The sequence below is a fragment of the Streptomyces anatolicus genome, from assembly GCF_019400875.1.
Lineage (GTDB): Bacteria > Actinomycetota > Actinomycetes > Streptomycetales > Streptomycetaceae > Streptomyces > Streptomyces anatolicus.
Genome location: NZ_WMBF01000020.1, coordinates 17,391 through 34,047 on the forward strand (window position 1 = coordinate 17,391; position 16,657 = coordinate 34,047).

General features: G+C 72.3%; 18 protein-coding genes. 11 read left to right on the top strand and 7 right to left on the bottom strand.

All coding sequences use genetic code 11. The features are described from left to right. Window positions 1–13 precede the first annotated feature (13 nt). Window positions 14–1,006 (bottom strand): dihydroxyacetone kinase subunit DhaK, encoded by a 993-nt coding sequence (gene dhaK, locus GKQ77_RS04245; protein ID WP_219687343.1) that lies wholly within the window; start codon window positions 1,004–1,006, stop codon window positions 14–16. A 192-nt stretch (window positions 1,007–1,198) separates the two neighbouring features. Here dhaK and GKQ77_RS04250 point away from each other — a divergent pair, with 192 nt between their 5' ends. From GKQ77_RS04250 to GKQ77_RS04265, 4 genes are all read left to right on the top strand, one after another. After that, the gene (locus GKQ77_RS04250) at window positions 1,199–2,680 is read left to right on the top strand and encodes a glycoside hydrolase family 5 protein (RefSeq protein ID WP_219687344.1); all 1,482 of its coding nucleotides are present in this window, start codon (window positions 1,199–1,201) and stop codon (window positions 2,678–2,680) included. A gap of 54 nt (window positions 2,681–2,734) precedes the next feature. Then, window positions 2,735–3,355, top strand: a complete 621-nt coding sequence (locus GKQ77_RS04255) for a hypothetical protein (RefSeq protein ID WP_219687345.1) — start codon at window positions 2,735–2,737, stop codon at window positions 3,353–3,355. Between the two features lie 132 nt (window positions 3,356–3,487). Next, window positions 3,488–3,730, top strand: coding sequence for a hypothetical protein (locus tag GKQ77_RS04260; RefSeq protein WP_219687346.1), 243 nt, complete (start codon window positions 3,488–3,490; stop codon window positions 3,728–3,730). 304 nt (window positions 3,731–4,034) lie between these two features. Next, window positions 4,035–4,697 carry a hypothetical protein gene (locus GKQ77_RS04265; protein ID WP_219687347.1) on the top strand — a complete coding sequence of 221 codons (663 nt, stop codon included), beginning with the start codon at window positions 4,035–4,037 and terminating at the stop codon, window positions 4,695–4,697. Between the two features lie 4 nt (window positions 4,698–4,701). Here the strand turns inward: GKQ77_RS04265 and GKQ77_RS04270 are convergent, their stop codons facing one another. Both GKQ77_RS04270 and GKQ77_RS04275 read right to left on the bottom strand, forming a co-directional pair. Beyond that, the gene (locus GKQ77_RS04270; protein WP_219687348.1) at window positions 4,702–5,298 is read right to left on the bottom strand and encodes a DinB family protein; all 597 of its coding nucleotides are present in this window, start codon (window positions 5,296–5,298) and stop codon (window positions 4,702–4,704) included. A 55-nt stretch (window positions 5,299–5,353) separates the two neighbouring features. Next, on the bottom strand, window positions 5,354–6,199 hold the full coding sequence (locus GKQ77_RS04275; RefSeq protein ID WP_219687349.1) for a class I SAM-dependent methyltransferase: 846 nt from the start codon (window positions 6,197–6,199) through the stop codon (window positions 5,354–5,356). Between the two features lie 152 nt (window positions 6,200–6,351). Here GKQ77_RS04275 and GKQ77_RS04280 point away from each other — a divergent pair, with 152 nt between their 5' ends. The 4 genes from GKQ77_RS04280 (at window position 6,352) to GKQ77_RS04295 (ending at window position 9,377) form a co-directional block, all read left to right on the top strand. Continuing rightward, on the top strand, window positions 6,352–6,936 hold the full coding sequence (locus GKQ77_RS04280; protein ID WP_219687350.1) for a TetR/AcrR family transcriptional regulator: 585 nt from the start codon (window positions 6,352–6,354) through the stop codon (window positions 6,934–6,936). A gap of 106 nt (window positions 6,937–7,042) precedes the next feature. After that, window positions 7,043–7,732, top strand: a complete 690-nt coding sequence (locus tag GKQ77_RS04285; RefSeq protein WP_219687351.1) for an ABC transporter permease — start codon at window positions 7,043–7,045, stop codon at window positions 7,730–7,732. Continuing rightward, on the top strand, window positions 7,729–8,409 hold the full coding sequence (locus GKQ77_RS04290; protein WP_219687352.1) for an ABC transporter permease: 681 nt from the start codon (window positions 7,729–7,731) through the stop codon (window positions 8,407–8,409). The genes GKQ77_RS04285 and GKQ77_RS04290 overlap by 4 nt, the downstream gene beginning before the upstream one ends. Window positions 8,410–8,438: 29 nt before the next feature. Continuing rightward, a complete protein-coding gene (locus GKQ77_RS04295; protein WP_219687361.1) occupies window positions 8,439–9,377 on the top strand; it encodes an ABC transporter substrate-binding protein in 939 nt (312 codons plus the stop codon). A 63-nt stretch (window positions 9,378–9,440) separates the two neighbouring features. Here GKQ77_RS04295 and GKQ77_RS04300 read toward each other — a convergent pair whose 3' ends face one another. Genes GKQ77_RS04300 through GKQ77_RS04315 form a run of 4 tightly spaced genes read right to left on the bottom strand, consistent with a single transcriptional unit; the run spans window position 9,441 to window position 13,576 of the window. Further along, window positions 9,441–10,604 (bottom strand): ABC transporter ATP-binding protein, encoded by a 1,164-nt coding sequence (locus GKQ77_RS04300; RefSeq protein WP_219687353.1) that lies wholly within the window; start codon window positions 10,602–10,604, stop codon window positions 9,441–9,443. Between the two features lie 22 nt (window positions 10,605–10,626). Next, entirely contained in the window at window positions 10,627–11,334 is a 708-nt protein-coding gene (locus GKQ77_RS04305; protein ID WP_219687354.1) for a LutC/YkgG family protein, read from the bottom strand. Next, window positions 11,331–12,818 carry a LutB/LldF family L-lactate oxidation iron-sulfur protein gene (locus GKQ77_RS04310; RefSeq protein WP_258020816.1) on the bottom strand — a complete coding sequence of 496 codons (1,488 nt, stop codon included), beginning with the start codon at window positions 12,816–12,818 and terminating at the stop codon, window positions 11,331–11,333. Before GKQ77_RS04310 ends, GKQ77_RS04305 begins: the two co-directional genes overlap by 4 nt. Further along, entirely contained in the window at window positions 12,815–13,576 is a 762-nt protein-coding gene (locus GKQ77_RS04315) for a (Fe-S)-binding protein (RefSeq protein ID WP_219687355.1), read from the bottom strand. The genes GKQ77_RS04310 and GKQ77_RS04315 overlap by 4 nt, the downstream gene beginning before the upstream one ends. Window positions 13,577–13,747: 171 nt before the next feature. On the opposite strand from GKQ77_RS04315, the gene GKQ77_RS04320 reads away from it, so the two are divergent. The 3 genes from GKQ77_RS04320 to GKQ77_RS04330 all read left to right on the top strand — a co-directional run. Further along, window positions 13,748–15,049 carry an alpha/beta fold hydrolase gene (locus tag GKQ77_RS04320; protein ID WP_219687356.1) on the top strand — a complete coding sequence of 434 codons (1,302 nt, stop codon included), beginning with the start codon at window positions 13,748–13,750 and terminating at the stop codon, window positions 15,047–15,049. A 70-nt stretch (window positions 15,050–15,119) separates the two neighbouring features. Continuing rightward, window positions 15,120–15,887: a PIG-L deacetylase family protein gene (locus tag GKQ77_RS04325; RefSeq protein WP_219687357.1), complete on the top strand. Its 768-nt coding sequence runs from the start codon at window positions 15,120–15,122 to the stop codon at window positions 15,885–15,887. A gap of 65 nt (window positions 15,888–15,952) precedes the next feature. Then, on the top strand, window positions 15,953–16,657 hold a 705-nt coding region (locus GKQ77_RS04330), incomplete at its 3' end, for an enoyl-CoA hydratase/isomerase family protein (RefSeq protein WP_219687358.1).

Consider the following 16,657-nt stretch of genomic DNA (forward strand, 5'->3'; position numbering starts at 1 on the left):
TGGTACGGGCGTGTCAGACGCCCCAGCGCAGCGCGGCCGTGCTGACCGGCGCGTCCCAGAGCCGGAGCAGTTCCTCGTCGACCTGGCAGAGCGTCACGGAGGCGCCGGCCATGTCCAGTGAGGTCACGTAGTTGCCGACGAGTGTGCGGGCCACGGGCACGCCCCGCTCGACGAGCACGCGCTGCACCTCGGCGTTGAAGCCGTACAGCTCAAGGAGGGGAGTGGCACCCATGCCGTTGACGAGCAGCAGCACTGGGTTGCGCGGGCGCAGGTCCTCCAGTACGGCGTTCACGGCGAAGTCGGCGATCTCGCGCGAGGTCATCATCGGGCGCCGCTCACGCCCCGGCTCGCCGTGGATGCCGACGCCCAACTCCAGCTCCCCGGCGGGCAGGTCGAAGGTGGGACCGCCCTTGGCCGGGGTGGTGCACGCGCTCAGGGCCACACCGAAGCTGCGCGCGCTGTCGTTGACCCGCCGGGCGATCGCCTCGACCCGCGCGAGCGGCATGCCCGCGTCGGCGGCCGCGCCCGCCAGCTTCTCGACGAAGAGCGTGGCGCCCGTACCGCGTCGGCCGGCGGTGTAGAGGCTGTCGGCGACGGCCACGTCGTCGTCGACGAGCACCTTCGCCACCTGGATGCCCTCGTCCTCGGCCAGCTCGGCGGCCATGTCGAAGTTGAGCACGTCACCGGTGTAGTTCTTCACGACGAACAGCACGCCCGCGCCGCTGTCCACGGCGGCCGCGGCCCGCACCATCTGATCCGGCACGGGCGAGGTGAACACCTCTCCGGGGCAGGCGGCGGAGAGCATCCCCGGCCCCACGAACCCGCCGTGCAGCGGCTCGTGCCCGGACCCGCCACCCGAGACGAGGGCGACCTTCCCCGCGACGGGGGCGTCCCTGCGGACGATCACTCGGTTCTCGACGTCGACGGTCAGCTCGGGATGCGCGGCGGCCATGCCGCGCAGCGCGTCGGCGACCACGGTCTCGGCGACATTGATCAGCATCTTCATGGATACCTCCTGCCCACTTTACCAAGGGGGCCTCCTGGGAAGGCCGGAGCGGACCGACCGACGTGTGGGGAGATTTTCGGCCGTCCGTGTCGTTGGTTGGCTGGTCTGTGTCAGCGGTTCCTGATACGTACGGGGCGTGCCGGACGGGCACATGTATGTGACCGCGTGTCCCCCGAGTGTCGGAGGTCTGTCATGGGCAAGCGTTTCGCGCGGCAGCGGCTCGGGCTGGTGGCCCTGATCGTCGCCGCGCTGCTCGGTGCGGGTCTGGCTCCGGCGGCCGCGAGGGGAGTGGGGACTTCCGGCAGCGGGCCCGCCGCTGCCCCCGCCGCCGCCGGTATACCCCGTCTCACCGATGCCCGCGGACGCACGCTGACCCTGCGTGGCTGGAACGTCGAGGACAAGATCCACCGGGGCCCGGAGGCCCTGAGCGCGATCACCGAGCGGCACTTCGCCGACTTGCGGGCCCACGGCTTCAACTTCGCCCGTCTGCTGGTCTTCTGGGACGACCTGGAGCCGCGGCGCGGGCGCTACAGAGAGGCGTACCTGCGCAAGATCGGGCGCATCCTCGACTGGGCGCACGCGCACGGTGTCCACGTCGTCATCGACGCCCACCAGGACGTGTTCGGGCCCGCGTTCGGCCACCGGGGAATCCCGGCGTGGGCGACGCGCACCGACGGGCTGCCGTTCACTCCGCACCCCGAGGACTGGTTCGCCGAGTACTTCGAACCCGCCGTCCAGCGCGCCTTCACCCACCTCTACGAGGACGCGGACCTGCGGCGCGCGCAGGCCCGCATGTGGCGTCTGCTGGCGGACCGCTTCGGGCGGCACCCGGCGGTGTTCGGCTACGACCTGATCAACGAGCCGATGGGGGAGCTACGCGCGGGCGAGGACCTGGCCAGTGCCGCACGCCGCATCGAGGCGACACAGCTCACCCCGATGTACCGGCGCCTCGCCGCCGCCATCCGCACCCAGGACCGTTCGAACCACCTGTTCATCGAACCGACCCCCATCGTCGGCGAAGGCGTGCCCACCGGCCTGGGCCGCGTCCCCGACGAACGCGTCGTCTACGCCCCGCACTTCTACAACACCGCGATGGAGGCGGGCGCCGACTACGACCCGGCGGCCGGCTGGATCACCGCGTACGAGAACGCCGTCACCGCCTACCCCCGCGAGCACTCGGTGCCCGTCGTGGTGGGCGAATGGGGCCCGCTGAACAACGGCCTGCCCAACATGCGCCGCTTCCACGACGACGCGCTCGCCTCTTTCACCCGCTACACCTCGGGCTGGGCGGCCTACGTCTGGTGCTACGGCGGCGGCTACTGCGCCCTCGACCGCGACGGCCGCCTCCGTACGAACAAGGAGCGCACCGCCACGCCGTACGCCCCGGCGGTCGCCGGCACCGTGCGCGCCGACACCCACGACCCGGCCCGCGCGACGTACCGCCTCGCCTACCGGTCCACTCACCGCCCCGGCACCACCGTGCTGTCCCTGCCGCCGAGCACCACCGGCTGGCACATCGAGGTATCGGGCCGCACGGCACACCCCAGCACCCGAAGCGTGCCACCCGGACAGGCACGACAGGTACGCGTGCGGGCGTCCGGCGCAACGGAGGTCGAGGTGACGGTACGGCCGGCCTCCGGCAGCCGGGATCATGTCGGGCCCCCGAACAGGTGAAATGTGGACCCGGCAGACTGTCCGTAAACCGAGGAACACAAGATCAGGGAACACATGAGCACTCAGCGCACCACCCACTCCCGTCGACGCATCGGCCTCGCGGCCCTCGCAGCCCTCAGCGTCGTGTCGCTCGCCGCGTGCGGTGGTGGGGGCGGGAAGAAGAAGGATGGGGCCGGTGGGGGCTCGGAGGCGAGTGAGGCGCCTAAGAGTCTCAAGGTCGGGCAGGCCGGGCCGGTGCAGGAGATCACCAAGTATGAGAAGATTGGTCGGTTCTCCCTCACGCCGACGAAGGTCACCCTCGGGAAGCCGGCGGACCTCGATGAGCTGGACGCCAAGGAGAAGTACGAGGGCCTGAAGGTCGCCTGGATCTATGTGAAGGCCAAGCACGTCGGCGGTTCCGCGGTCAAGCAGCCGATGGTGATGAGCAACGTGGGCGGCGAGACCTCCGGGGGCAAGCCCGCGACGGAGTTCATACTCATCGGCGATCTCTCGAGCCGCCCCTCCGACTGCGTCGGTGACGACGGCAGGAAGAGTCTCGACGGTGAGGACATCTGGAAGAAGGGTGAGACGCGCACCGTCTGCGAGCCGTACCTCATCCCCGCCGCCGCCACGTTGAAGGCGGTGACGTATTCGCAGGGGTACTACAAGGAGCCGATCAAGTGGGCCGTGCGGTAGTGGCAAGTGGGCCGTGCGGTAGTAATCCGGGGTCCGTTCGGGTGGAGTGCGTGTGCTGTGCCGTTATGCGGCCCCGCCGCCGCGGCAGGTGACATGGCGACAGCACCTGCGTATTCCAGGAGGAATATCCCCATGCGCGTTCGCTCGACCATCCTCGCCGCCGCCCTCACCGCCTCCGTCCTCGCCCTCGGGGCGGGCGCGGCCGTCGCCGACGACAACTACGACCGCTACAACCCGCGCCACCAGATGGGCTACGACCACGAGGGGTTCTACGGTTCGTACGACAGCGTCGGCGGCCCGCTCGGCATCGTCTGGTCCGAGGCCGCGGGTTACGACCACGAGGGCATCGGCCACGCGCCCGGCGGCCGGCACTGACGCACCGGCAGGGAGCGCGGTGGTGAGGAGGGTTCAGCCCTCCCCGCCACCGCGCTCTGCTGTGCGCGGCCACAGCCACCCCCTCTCGCAGGTCCCTCGCGCGGCTTGAAAGTGTGGGGCGCTCACCGGCGCACGTATGCGCCGCGCACGCCCCTGCGACCGACCCCCGTGCCCCCGCACGACGTGTCGACGCCATGGACCGGGCCCGGGCGCGCCCCGACGGTTGACGGAGCATCACATCCGGCGCCGTCGACGTCGGCGCGTCCGACGTCGGACACCGGCACCTTCGACAGAGGAGACGCCCGTGATCCACATCAGCGAATCCCTCGTGCTGCAGACCGTCGAGAGCTTCCTCACCCCCGACGAACTGGCCACCCTGAGCAAGATCATGGACGCCGACCCGCAACTCGCCGACTGGGCCCCGCGCTTCGAGGCGGATGTCGTCACCGCCCCGCCGCAGGCCCAGGAGATCCTCCAGCAGGCCACCGCGAGGGCGCTGCCCGCTCTCCGGCGCGCCATCCCCTCCCTGCGCTACGCCGCGCCCTGGGCCTACACCGTCCTGACGGCCGGTCAGCGTATCGCCACGCACGTGGACGGCATACCGGATCCGGGAGCCGAGCACTGCCGCCTCGGCAGGATCGGCGTCGTACTGGAAGAGGCCGACAGCGGAGGGGAGTTCTACGTCGAGACCACCGCCGACGACGGCATCTGGAGCGGGCGGCTCGTCGGCGAGAGGGAGAACTTCCTGCCCGGTACGCCGCTGACCAGGAGCGTGCCGCACGCCCCTGGGCCCGACGGCCGCCTCCACCAGAGCGTCCCCGCATGGCTGGCCGCCGCCGACCGCACGCGCTGGCTCGCCGACGCCGGCGCGGGCGTTGCCATCGCCTATGGCGCCCAGGTCATCCACGGGGTGCGACCCGTACGCGGCGGTCGGCTGCGGAAGTTCGTCACGGACCTGCTGACCTGAGGCGTCACATGGTGCCGCCCATCCGGCCGGCCTCACGCGCCGCGTGCTCGACCCGGGCCCGGTGCTCCTCCCACCAGGCCGCGCTGCCCTTAGCCATGTTGTCGTCCTCCTTACGCAACCCCGTGGTCCCGTCGATCAGTTCGCGCACGACATCGGCGTGCCCGGCGTGGCGGGTGGTCTCGGCGATCATGTGGACGAGGATGCGGTGCAGCGTCATCTCATGCCGCTCGTTCCCGGGGATCCGGCCGACCGCGTCCAGCTCCAGGGACTTGATCGTCGCGTCCGAGTGGGCCCACACCTTCCGGTAGAGCCCCACGATCTGCTCCCGGGTCTCGTCGGCGGTCGCCCACAGGTCCGCGTTGGCCTCGGCGCCGCCCGTGATCCACAGGGGCGGCGCCTCGAACGGCCGCCCGAACGTCGCGCCGAAGTAGAGCGCTTCGGCGCTGGTCACGTGCTTGACCAGCCCCAGCAGATTGGTGCCGGTCGGAGTCAGCGGGCGGCGTATGTCGTACTCCGACAGGCCTTCGAGCTTCCACAGCAGTGCGTCACGCGCGTCCTGGAGGTAGACGCGCAGGTCGGTTCGGAAATCCGTCACGGTCATGGGCGGCAGTCTGCCGGGTGCCGGTTCCGCCTCGGTCGGGGCCCCCTGGTCGGGTCTAGTCGGGGCGGACGGCCGTCACCAGGAGGGCCGTGCTGAGGAGGGGGACGGTGCCTTCACGCTCGTAGGGGCGCAAGATCTCCGTGAGTCGGTGCAGGGCGCGCTCCTGGGTCTCCGGGGTCACCTGGCTCAGCAGGTGGCGCCCCGGGCCGGAGGCGAGGAGGAAGCCGGCGGCGTCGGCCGCGTCCCGCCCCCAGACTCCGTGCGCCTGCACACGCGTCGTCTCCACGCGCTCGAACCCGGCGGCGGACAGCAGCCCCCGGGTCCTGTCGGCGTCGGCGAGGGAGAACATGCCGGGGCCGCCGGGCTCGCCGAAGCCACCGATGGGAAGGAGGTCACGCAACTCGGCGAAGGCTCGCAGCCATTCGTTGTCCTCGGCGTGCGCGGCGCAGATGAACGCCGAGCGCCCGCCGGGGCGCAGCGCCCGGCCGATGTGGGCGAAGGCGGCCACGGGATCCGCGAAGAACAGCACGCCGTAACGGCTGATCGCGACGTCGTACGCGCCCTCCGCCCAGGGGTGGACCTGGGCGTCACCCTGTTCGAAGGTGACATTGTCGAGGCCTTCGTGCCGCGCGGTCAGGCGCGCACGCTCCAGCATCGGCGCCGACAGGTCCAGGCCGACGGCGTGGCCCCCGCTCGCCCGGCGCGCGGCCAGCCTCGTCGTCTGCCCCGCCCCGCAGCCGATGTCCAGGACGCGGTCGTGCGGGCCGATCGAGGCGGCCGTCAGGAGCGGGGCGTTGAAGCCCGCGTTCACCGCGTCCCAGCGGTCCTGGTTGCGGGCCCAGTGGGCACCCTCGTAGCCGTTCCACGCCTGTGCCTGCTCGGTGTTGACGATGTTCCCCATGGTGTCCGCCCCCTGGTGGTCGTGGCACCCCGCACGGTTAGTATGGGCGCTCGCCCAAACAGTATGGGCGAGCGCCCATACCGGCAAGGGGCCGTCCCGTATCGGCCAGAGGTCGACCGGCCAGGGGCGGACGTGTCGTACGAGGAGAATCCATGGCGCCGCGCGGAGTAGCGATCCCCGACCTCAGGGAGCGGCTCTTCGAAGCCGCCGAGCGGATCGTCGCCCGGGACGGGGCATCCGCCCTGACCAGCAGGGCGATCACCGGGGAGGCGGGCTGCGCCAAGGGGGTGCTGCACACGCACTTCGGGGGAGTGGACGCGTTCGTCGCCGAGCTGGTGCTCGACCGGTTCGCGCGCACCGCGTGTGAGGCCGCGAAGCTGCCCGCACGCGCGGGCCAGGGCACCATCGCGGACAACCTCGTCGGGGTGGCGACCTCGCTCCTGGATTCCCTCGATCCCGGGGTCGTGGGACTGGCGATGGCAAGCCACGCCACCTCCCGGACGATCCGCGCGTCGCTTGCGGCGGGCGCGCCGGGCTTCGCCACGATCCAGGACGCGCTCACCGACTACCTCGACGCCGAACTGCGCATCGGCCGCCTGCCGGACGGTACGGACACCGCCGCGATGGCGCTCGCCCTGGTCGGGACCGTCCACCATCTCCTGATGACCGGCTGGGCCGGCGCGCCCGACCCCCGCGAACAGACGGAACGGCTTGTGGCACTGCTCGTCTCGCGCTGAGTCCGGGTCCGGCGGTGCCGACGCCCGCCCCGGTGCCTTGAAGGGGCGCGCCCGTACGGGTCACCAGAACGAGCCGCCGCCCGCCACCCCGGCCTTGAATGGACGGGTGACCGCGCCTCCCGACGACTGCCTCGCGCGCAACGAGTGGATCTGCGGCGAATATCTGAGCACCCGCCGCCAGATCCTGCTCGACGCGGTCGTCCAGCACCTCCAGCTGACCGCACTCTCCGTCCTGATCGCGCTGGTCATCGCCGTGCCCCTCGCCGTGCTGGCCCGCCGCTGGGGATGGGCCGCGGGCCCCGTACTCGCGCTCACCACGGTCCTGTACACCATCCCGTCCCTCGCGATGTTCTCGCTGCTCCTCCCGGTGTACGGGCTCTCCGCGTCCCTCGTCGTCGCGGGCCTCGTCCTCTACTCGCTCACCCTGCTCGTACGGAACATCCTCGCCGGGCTCCGCGCGGTCCCCGAGGAGACCCGGCAGGCCGCCCGCGGCATGGGATACGGCCCGATCCGCCTCCTCCTCGCGGTCGAACTGCCCCTCGCACTCCCCGCCGCCATGGCCGGGCTCCGCATCGCCACGGTCTCCGCCGTCTCCCTGGTCACCGTCGGGGCGATCGTCGGCTTCGGCGGGCTCGGCAACCTCATCTACGCGGGCATGAACACCTACTTCAAGGCCCAGGTGCTCACCGCCTCCGTGCTCTGCGTCGTCATCGCCGTCGTCGCCGACGTGCTGCTCCTCGGCGTGCAGCGCGTCCTCACCCCCTGGGAAAGAGCGTCGAGGGCGGCCCGCTCATGAAGACACTCGGCGACGCCATGGCGTGGCTCGGCGACTCCGCGCACTGGGCCGGCGACGACGGCATCTGGCACCGGTTCACCCAGCACCTCGTACTCACCGTCGTCTGCCTCCTGATCAGCTGCCTGATCGCCCTGCCCGTCGCGCTCGTCCTCGGCCACCTCGGCAAGGGCGGCGCCCTCGCCGTGAACATCTCCAACGTCGGCCGCGCGGTGCCCACCTTCGCGGTGCTCGTCCTGCTGCTCCTCACCCCGCTCGGCCGGTGGGGCGAGGGCCCCACCGTCGTCGCCCTCGTGCTCTTCGCCGTGCCCCCGCTGCTCACCAACGCGTACGTCGGCATGCGCGGCGTCGACCAGAGCGTGGTGCAGGCGGCGCGCGGCATGGGGATGACCGGGCGCCAGCTGCTCCGGCAGGTCGAACTGCCTCTCGCGCTGCCCCTGGTGCTCAGCGGCGTCCGCATCGCCGCCGTGCAGCTCGTCGCCACCGCCACCATCGCCGCGCTCGCCGGCGGCGGCGGGCTCGGCCGGATCATCACGGCGGGCTTCAACCTGGCGAGCACTCCGCAGGTCGTGGCGGGCGCCGTGCTCGTGGCCGTGTTCGCGCTGCTCGTCGAAGGGGTCTTCGAGGTGGCCGAGCGGCTCGCACCCGGGTGGACGCGGCGGCGGGGGAGCGCCGGATGAGACGGGACACCGCGTCGCCGGAGCGCCGGATGAGGCGCCGCGCCGCCCTGGCCGCGGTCCTTCTCGCCCTGGTCACGGGCTGCGCGTCCGGGCCCTCGCTGGAGAACCGGGGCGAGGTCACCGCGCCGCCCGGCGACAGCAAGAACCTCGTCGTCGGCTCCGCGGGCTTCACCGAGTCCGACCTGCTCGCCCAGATGTACGCGCTGCTCCTGAACAAGGCCGGATACGGCACGCGGATCCTCTCCGTCGCCAACCGCGAGCTGTACGAACCCGCCCTGGAGTCCGGCCAGATCGACGTCGTGCCCGAGTACGCGGCGACCTTCGCGGACTGGCTGAACGCCAAGAAGAACGGCGCCGACGCGCGGCCCGTCGGCTCGCCCGACCTCGGCACGACCATGCGGGCCCTGCGCCGGCTCGCCGCGCCGCGCGGTCTGACCGTCCTCGACCCCGGCGAGGCGGTCGACCAGAACGCCTTCGCCGTCGCCGCCTCGTACGCCCGGCAGCACCGCCTGAAAACCCTCGGCGACCTCGGCAGGTCCGGCCTGAAGGTGCGCCTCGCGGCCGGCGACGAATGCGTCCGGCGCCCCTACTGCGCGCCCGGTCTGAAGAAGGTCTACGGCATCGACATCACGGGCGTCGACCCGAAGGGCGTCGGCACCACCCAGGCCAAGAGGGCCGTGCAGAGCGGGCAGGACCAGATGGTGCTCACCACGTCCACCGACGCGACCCTCGATGACTTCGGGCTCGTACTTCTCAAGGACGACAAGCGGTTGCAGAACGCCGACTACATCGTGCCGGTCGTCAATCGCTCGCGGGCGGGCAGTGGGGGCGTCGCGGATGCGCTCGGGCGGCTCAACTCCGTGCTGACCACGGCCGACCTCGCGGCCATGAATGAGCGGGTGGACAGTTGGCGGCGGTTGCCTCAGGACGTGGCGCGGGCCTATCTGGAGGACGAGGGGCTGCTGTGAACCCTCCGCTGCGGGCGCGTCGTGGTTTGTCGCGCAGTTCCCCGCGCCCCCTCCAGGGGCGCTTCACGCGTCGGCCACCGAGTCGAACTGCACCTCGTCGCGTGCCACTCCCTGCGCGTCCGCGTCCACCGAGCGGCGCAGGGCCTCGTGGAGTTTGGCCGGGGTCAGGACGCCGAGGAAGCGCGCCCCGTCCAGGACCGCCACCCAGCCCGCGTCGTGCTGGAGCATCACGCCGAACGCCTGTTTGAGCGGGGCGCCCACCGGCACCCAGGAGTTCATGCGGTGCGCCAGATCGCCGACCGTTCCGCCCGTGCCGGCCAGCGCCACCTCGTCGACGCCCACCCAGCCGTGCAGATCGCCGCCCTCGTCCAGGACGACGGCCCACCGCGCCGACTCCTCGCGCAGCCGTGCCGCGGCCTGCGCGGCGGGTTCGTCGAGGCGGGCGAGCGGCGGCTCCTCCAGGTCGTCCGTCTGGATCTCGGTCACCGAGAGCCGCTTCAGACCGCGGTCGGCGCCCACGAACTCGGCGACGTACGGCGTCGCGGGCGCCCCGAGCACCGCCCCGGGCGTGTCGAACTGTTCGATGCGCCCCTGGCCGTACACCGCGATGCGGTCGCCGAGGCGGACCGCCTCCTCGATGTCGTGCGTGACGAGGAGGACCGTCTTGCGCACGGCCGCCTGCATCCGCAGGAACTCGTCCTGCAACTGCTCGCGCACCACCGGGTCGACCGCTCCGAACGGCTCGTCCATGAGCAGGACGGGAGGGTCGGCCGCCAGGGCCCGCGCCACACCGACGCGCTGGCGCTGGCCGCCGGAGAGCTGCTCGGGGTAGCGCGAACCGAAGGTCTTCGGGTCCAGGCCCACCAGGTCGAGCAGTTCGGCCGCCCGGGCCCTCGCCCTGGCCTTCTTCCAGCCGATGAGCGCGGGAACGGTCGCCGTGTTGTCGAGGATCGTGCGGTGCGGGAAGAGACCGACCTGCTGGATGACGTAACCGATGCGGCGGCGCAGGCGCACCGGGTCCACCTCGGCGATGTTCTCGCCGTTCACGAAGATGCGGCCCGACGTGGGCTCGATGAGACGGTTCACCATCATCATCGTCGTGGTCTTGCCGCACCCGGACGGGCCGACAAGCGTGACCAGTTCGCCCTCGGCGACCTCGAAGGAGAGATCGTCCACGGCCGTCGTGCCGTCCGGATAGCGCTTGGTCACCTGCTCGAACCGGATCATGCCCTCACGCTAGCCCCGCCCGTCACCCGCCGCTCACCAGCACCACCTCCAGGGTGCGCGGCCCATGCACCCCCTCGACCCGGTCAAGCTCGATGTCGCTGGTCGCGGACGGTCCCGAGATCCAGGTCAGCGGCCGCGCGGGAACGAGCCGTTCGAGGGCCAGCGGCACCGACGGGACGACCTGGCCGGGGACGCGTACGACGCAGATGTGGTGGTCGGGGACGAGGGTGATGCGGCGGCGGCCCTGGTCCGGGGAGCCGTCGAGGACGAGCGTGCCGGTCTCGGCGACGGCGACCGCGCAGCCGGTGACGACGCTGTCCACCTCGTCCAGCTCGCGCGGGGTGCTCGCGGCGCGGTCGTGGACGAGTTGGAGACCGGCGGCCGTCAGCCAGTGCGGGGGCAGGCCGGGCGGCACGAGCACGGTCCGGGAGCCGCGCTCGGCGAGCAGCCGCGCCAGCAGGTGAGGCAGTTCCTCGTCGGCGCAGCGGTGCACGAGCGCGCGGTAGTCCGCCAGGTTCTGGGCGAGCAGTTCCACGGTCTGTCCGGTGGTGCGCGCGCCGTGTTCCCGCAGATAGCGGCGGTCCACCGCTTGCTCGTACGCCGGGTCACCGTCCGGGTCTTGCTCGCACGGCGTGGCGTCGTGGGGGCCTTGCTCGTACGCCGCGTCCTCGTCCGGCACATCGGCCAGCGCCCGCCGCACCCGGCCGAGGATCCGGTCCCTGCTGCTCACTTCCCGTTCCCCTCGGTCGTTCCGCCGTGCGTGCGCTGCCACCAGTCGCGGAAGGGCTCCGCGGGGACCTTCGGCAGGTTTCGGGTCGCGCTCCAGGCCCGCCCGGGGCCCGGCAGCGTACGCGGATGGAGCCGCCGGGTGCGCGACGCGAGGCGCTGGCCGAGGCGCAGCGCCCCCGGGCGGGCGAACGCGAGGCCCGCCGCCCGCATCGCCGCCCGTTCCGCCGCGTGCCCCTTCGCCGGTTTCAGCGTCACCTTCACGCCGCGCCGGGTGACCTCGCCGCCCTGCACCACCCGCTCCCGCAGATGCACCAGGACCTCGGGGATGTCGATGGCGACCGGACACACCTCGTAACAGGCCCCGCAGAGCGAGGACGCGTACGGCAGGGAGGCGTCGATCTCGCTCCCCGTGCCCCGCAGCTGCGGGCTGAGGATCGCGCCGATCGGGCCCGGGTACACCGAGCCGTACGCGTGCCCGCCAGCCCGCTCGTAGACCGGGCACACGTTCAGACACGCCGAGCAGCGGATGCAGCGCAGGGCCTGGCGGCCCACCTCGTCGGCGAGGGTGTCGGTGCGGCCGTTGTCGAGCAGGACCAGGTGGAAGGCGCTCGGGCCGTCCTGGCCGGTGGTTCCGGTCCACATCGAGGTGTACGGGTTCATGCGCTCGGCCGTCGAGGAGCGGGGGAGCGTCTGGAGGAAGACCTCCAGGTCGCGCCAGGCGGGGACGACCTTCTCGATGCCGACCACGGAGATCAGCGTCTCGGGCAGGGTCAGGCACATCCGGCCGTTGCCCTCCGACTCCACGACGACCAGGGTGCCGGTCTCCGCGACCATGAAGTTCGCCCCGGAGACGCCCACTTTGGCGCGCAGGAACTTCTCCCGCAGATGCAGGCGCGCGGCTTCGGCCAGCTCGGCGGGCACATCGTTCAGCCCCTCGGGAGCCGGGCGGCCCCAACTGCCCATCTTCTCGCGGAAGATGTCACGGATCTCGGCGCGGTTGCGGTGGATCGCCGGCACGAGGATGTGCGAGGGCCGGTCCTCGCCGAGCTGCACGATCAGCTCGGCGAGGTCTGTCTCGTAGGCGTGAATGCCCTCAGCTTCGAGTGCTTCGTTGAGACCGATCTCCTGGGTGGCCATCGACTTGACCTTGACGACCTCCGTCTCACCGGTCGCCTTGACGAGGTCCGCGACGATGCGGTTCGCCTCGTCGGCGTCCACGGCCCAGTGCACGGTGCCCCCGGCGCGGACGACGGACTCCTCCAACTGGACGAGATAGCGGTCGAGATGGCGCAGCGTGTGGTCCTTGATGCGCTTGCCCGCCTCGCGAAGCTCCGCCCAGTCGGCCAGCTCGGCGACGGCCCTCGCGCGCTTGTCGCGGATGGTGTGGGTCGCGTGGCGCAGGTTGGCGCGCAGGGTCCTGTCGCCGACCGCCTCGCGGGCGGCCTCGGGGAACGCGGGCATGCCCACGAACGTGCCGCCGCTCATGACAGGGGCTCCTCTTCCGTGCTGGCCAGAATCTCCGCGAGGTGAACGGGACGTACGCCGCTCCTGAGCCGGGCCATCGTGCCGCCGATGTGCATCAGACAGGAGTTGTCCGCCGCGCACAGCACCTCGGCACCGGTCGACTCGGCGGCGCGGACCTTGTCCACGCCCATCGCCGCCGAGACATCGGGGTTCTTCACGGCGAAGGTGCCGCCGAACCCACAGCACTCCTCGGCGCCCGGCAGCTCGACGAGTTCGAGCCCCCTGACCGCCCGGAGCAGCCGGGCGGGCCGCTCCCCGAGCGCGAGCGGCCGCAGACCGTGGCAGGTGGGGTGGTAGGTGACCTTGTGCGGGTAGTACGCCCCGACGTCCGTCACGCCGAGGACGTCCACCAGGAACTCGCTCAGTTCATACGTCTTCGGGACCACCGGCGCGAGCTTCCGCGCGAGGCCGCCCCCGCGCCCCTCCGCCCGCGCCCGCTCCCCCATGCGGGGATACAGCTCGCGCACCATCGCCCCGCACGAACCGGACGGCGTCACGATCGCGTCGTACGCGTCCGACCCGAAGACATCGGAGAAATGCCGGGCGAGCGGTTCCGCCTGATGCCGGTAGCCCGTGTTGTAGTGCGCCTGCCCGCAACAGGTCTGCGCCATCGGGAAGTCGACCTCGACTCCCAGCCTGGTCAGGAGTTTCACCACCGCGCGGCCCGTGTCCGGATAGAGCGTGTCGTTGACACAGGTCAGGAACAGGGCGACGCGCATCGCGGGTTCCTCCTCGTCGATCACCGGGTGGGTGCAGGGTACGCGGCAGGGGAACGCCGGGGCAGTCAGCGGTGGCGGTCCGCTTCCGTGCCGCCTGCCATCCGGCGGTGTCACCTCGTGTGCTGGACTGGGGGCGAAGTCCCGCCTTCGACCGAGCGCCCAGGAGCAGCCTTGACCGTCACGTACCGCCAGCCGGGAGTCGTCCTCACCGACCGCCGCTTCAGCGTGCCGCTCGACCACGACGATCCGGCGGGGGAGCGCATCGAGCTGTACGCCCGTGAGGTGGTCTCCGTGTCGCGGGGCGGCGCGGACCTGCCCTGGCTGGTCTACCTCCAGGGCGGACCCGGCTTCGGGGCCACCCGCTTCCACGGCAGGGAGTCCTGGCTCGACCGCGCCCTGCGGGACTTCCGCGTCCTCCTCCTCGACCAGCGCGGCACCGGCGGCTCCACGCCCGCCAACCGCCAGACGCTCCCGCTCCGCGGCGGCCCGCGCGAACAGGCCGACTACCTCGCGCACTTCCGCGCCGACTCCATCGTCCGCGACTGCGAGGCGATCCGCGCCGAGGTGACCGGCGGCGCCCCCTGGACCGTCCTCGGGCAGAGCTTCGGCGGCTTCTGCGTCACGCACTACCTGTCGGCGGCGCCCGAGGGCCTGGCCGCCGCGGTCATCACCGGGGGCCTGCCCACCCTCGACGGCGACGCCGACGACGTGTACCGCGCGGCCTACCCGCGCATGGCGCGCAAGAGCGCCGCGCACTACGCCCGCTACCCGCAGGACGTCGAGCGTGCCCGCCGCATCGCCGCCCACCTCGCCGAGCACGAGCCGGTCCTCAACGGCGGCTACCGGCTCACCGTCCCCGCCTTCCAGTCCCTCGGCATCCTGCTGGGCACCGGCGACGGCAGCCACCGTCTGCACTACCTCCTGGAGGACGCGTTCGTACGCACGCCGTCGGGGCCCGCGCTCTCCGACGCGTTCCAGGAGAACGTGCAGGCCGCCCTCTCGTACGCGGGCAACCCGCTCTACGCCGTCCTGCACGAGGCGATCTACGCGCAGGGGGAGCGGCCCACGGCCTGGGCGGCCGAGCGGGTGCGGGCGGAGTTCCCGCGGTTCGACGCGGAGAAGGCCCTGGCGGGCGACGAGCCGGTGCTGTTCACCGGCGAGGCCGTGCAGCGCTGGATGTTCGACGCCGACCCGGCGCTGCGCCCGCTGCGCGAGAGCGCCGATCTGCTCGCGGCGCGCACCGACTGGCCGCGCCTGTACGACGTGGACCGCCTCGCGGCGAACGAAGTGCCGGTGGCCGCGGCGGTCTACCACGACGACCTGTACGTCGACACCGAGCACTCGCTGCGTACCGCCCGTGCCGTCCGGGGACTGCGCACCTGGGTCACGGACGAGTTCGAGCACGACGGGCTGCGGGTGGGCGGACCGAGGGTCCTCGACCGGCTGCTCGCGATGGTGCGCGGGGAGGCGTGAGGCGCCGGAGTCTCGGCGCCTGTTGAGCTGCCGTCAACTCGTTGCCGGAGGGCGAGGTTAGGCTGCGGTCATGACCGAGTCGCACACCGCAGCCGGGGCCGCAGCGCCCGCCCAGCTCACCCCCATGCCCGAGGACTGGCAGCGCGCGCTGGCCGTCGTCGCGCACCCCGACGACCTGGAGTACGGGTGCGCGGCGGCGATCGCCGGCTGGACGGACGGCGGCCGTGACGTCGCGTACCTCCTGGCGAGCCGCGGCGAAGCGGGCATCGACTCGATCGACCCGGCCACCTGCGCACCGCTGCGCGAGCGCGAGCAGCGGGCGAGCGCGGCCGTCGTCGGCGTGCACACGGTGGAGTTCCTGGACCACAGGGACGGCGTCATCGAGTACGGCACGGCGCTGCGCCGCGACATCGCCGCCGCGATCCGCAGGCACCGGCCCGAGCTGGTCATCACGCTCAACCACCGCGACACGTGGGGCGGCGTCGCCTGGAACACCCCCGACCACGTGGCGGTGGGCCGGGCCACGCTCGACGCCGCGGCGGACGCGGGCAACCGCTGGATCTTTCCCGAGCTGATCGCCGAGCAGGGCCTCGAGCCCTGGAACGGCGTGCGGTGGGTCGCCGTCGCCGGTTCGTCGACGCCCACGCACGCGGCGGACGCCTCGGCGGGCCTCGACCGCTCGGTGGCCTCGCTCCTCGAACACCGCACGTACATCGAGGCGTTGACGGAAGAGGACCCCGAGAAGTACTGCCGTGAGTTCCTGACCGGCAACGCCGAGGCGCTGGCGCCGCGCTTCGGCGGCAGGCCGGCCGTGGGCTTCGAGGTCTTCGCCCGCTGAGGCCCTTCAGAAGGCGGGCCCGCGCCTCTACCCTGACGCCCCATCAGGAGTGGGGAGCCCGGGAGATGATCGACACCATCAGCAGGGAGATTCCGGCGGGCGAGGAGCGGCTGCGGCTCGACGTCGAGGACGGGCTCGGCGTCCTCACCCTCTGCCGCCCCCGCAAGCTCAACGCGTGGAGCTGGGAGTCCACGCGGCAACTGGGCCTGTTCGCCGACCGGATCCGCTTCGACGACTCGATCAGGGCGGTCCTGCTGCGCGCCGAGGGCCGGGCGTTCTGCGCGGGCATCGACATCACCGCGCCGGGCGGCACCATCACGGGCCGCTCCGGTGCGGAACGCGTCCACCGTACGTACGAGGGTGTGCGCTGGGCCCACGAACGCTTCCGGGCCTTCGCCGGGCTTCCGCAGCCGGTGGTCGCGGCGGTACAGGGGTACTGCCTGGGCTTCGGCTTCGAGCTGGCGCTCATGGCGGACGTGCGGATCGCGGCGGACGACGCGGTGTTCGCGCTTCCCGAGGCGCAGGTGGGGGTCGCGGTCGACGCCGGCGGCGACCTGCGCATCGCGCGGGAGGCGGGCGCGGGGTGGGCCAAATACCTCGCGCTCACCGGGCGCCGCGTCGACGCGGCCACAGCGCAGCGGCTGGGCCTGCTCCAGCAGGTGGTTCCGGGCGCGGAGTTGGCGGAGGCGGGGCATGCGCTGGCGGCCGAGATCGCCGCGAATGCCCCGCTCGCCGTGCGGGGCATCAAGCGGGGCATCGACGCGTACGCC

Excerpts from the sequence above, each read along its gene's own strand:
- dhaK (WP_219687343.1), bottom strand. The coding sequence starts at position 1,006 with ATGAAGATGCTGATCAATGTCGCCGAGACCGTGGTCGCCGACGCGCTG.
- GKQ77_RS04250 (WP_219687344.1), top strand. The coding sequence starts at position 1,199 with ATGGGCAAGCGTTTCGCGCGGCAGCGGCTCGGGCTGGTGGCCCTGATC.
- GKQ77_RS04255 (WP_219687345.1), top strand. The coding sequence starts at position 2,735 with ATGAGCACTCAGCGCACCACCCACTCCCGTCGACGCATCGGCCTCGCG.
- GKQ77_RS04260 (WP_219687346.1), top strand. The coding sequence starts at position 3,488 with ATGCGCGTTCGCTCGACCATCCTCGCCGCCGCCCTCACCGCCTCCGTC.
- GKQ77_RS04270 (WP_219687348.1), bottom strand. The coding sequence starts at position 5,298 with ATGACCGTGACGGATTTCCGAACCGACCTGCGCGTCTACCTCCAGGAC.
- GKQ77_RS04275 (WP_219687349.1), bottom strand. The coding sequence starts at position 6,199 with ATGGGGAACATCGTCAACACCGAGCAGGCACAGGCGTGGAACGGCTAC.
- GKQ77_RS04280 (WP_219687350.1), top strand. The coding sequence starts at position 6,352 with ATGGCGCCGCGCGGAGTAGCGATCCCCGACCTCAGGGAGCGGCTCTTC.
- GKQ77_RS04290 (WP_219687352.1), top strand. The coding sequence starts at position 7,729 with ATGAAGACACTCGGCGACGCCATGGCGTGGCTCGGCGACTCCGCGCAC.
- GKQ77_RS04295 (WP_219687361.1), top strand. The coding sequence starts at position 8,439 with ATGAGGCGCCGCGCCGCCCTGGCCGCGGTCCTTCTCGCCCTGGTCACG.
- GKQ77_RS04300 (WP_219687353.1), bottom strand. The coding sequence starts at position 10,604 with ATGATCCGGTTCGAGCAGGTGACCAAGCGCTATCCGGACGGCACGACG.
- GKQ77_RS04310 (WP_258020816.1), bottom strand. The coding sequence starts at position 12,818 with ATGAGCGGCGGCACGTTCGTGGGCATGCCCGCGTTCCCCGAGGCCGCC.
- GKQ77_RS04315 (WP_219687355.1), bottom strand. The coding sequence starts at position 13,576 with ATGCGCGTCGCCCTGTTCCTGACCTGTGTCAACGACACGCTCTATCCG.
- GKQ77_RS04325 (WP_219687357.1), top strand. The coding sequence starts at position 15,120 with ATGACCGAGTCGCACACCGCAGCCGGGGCCGCAGCGCCCGCCCAGCTC.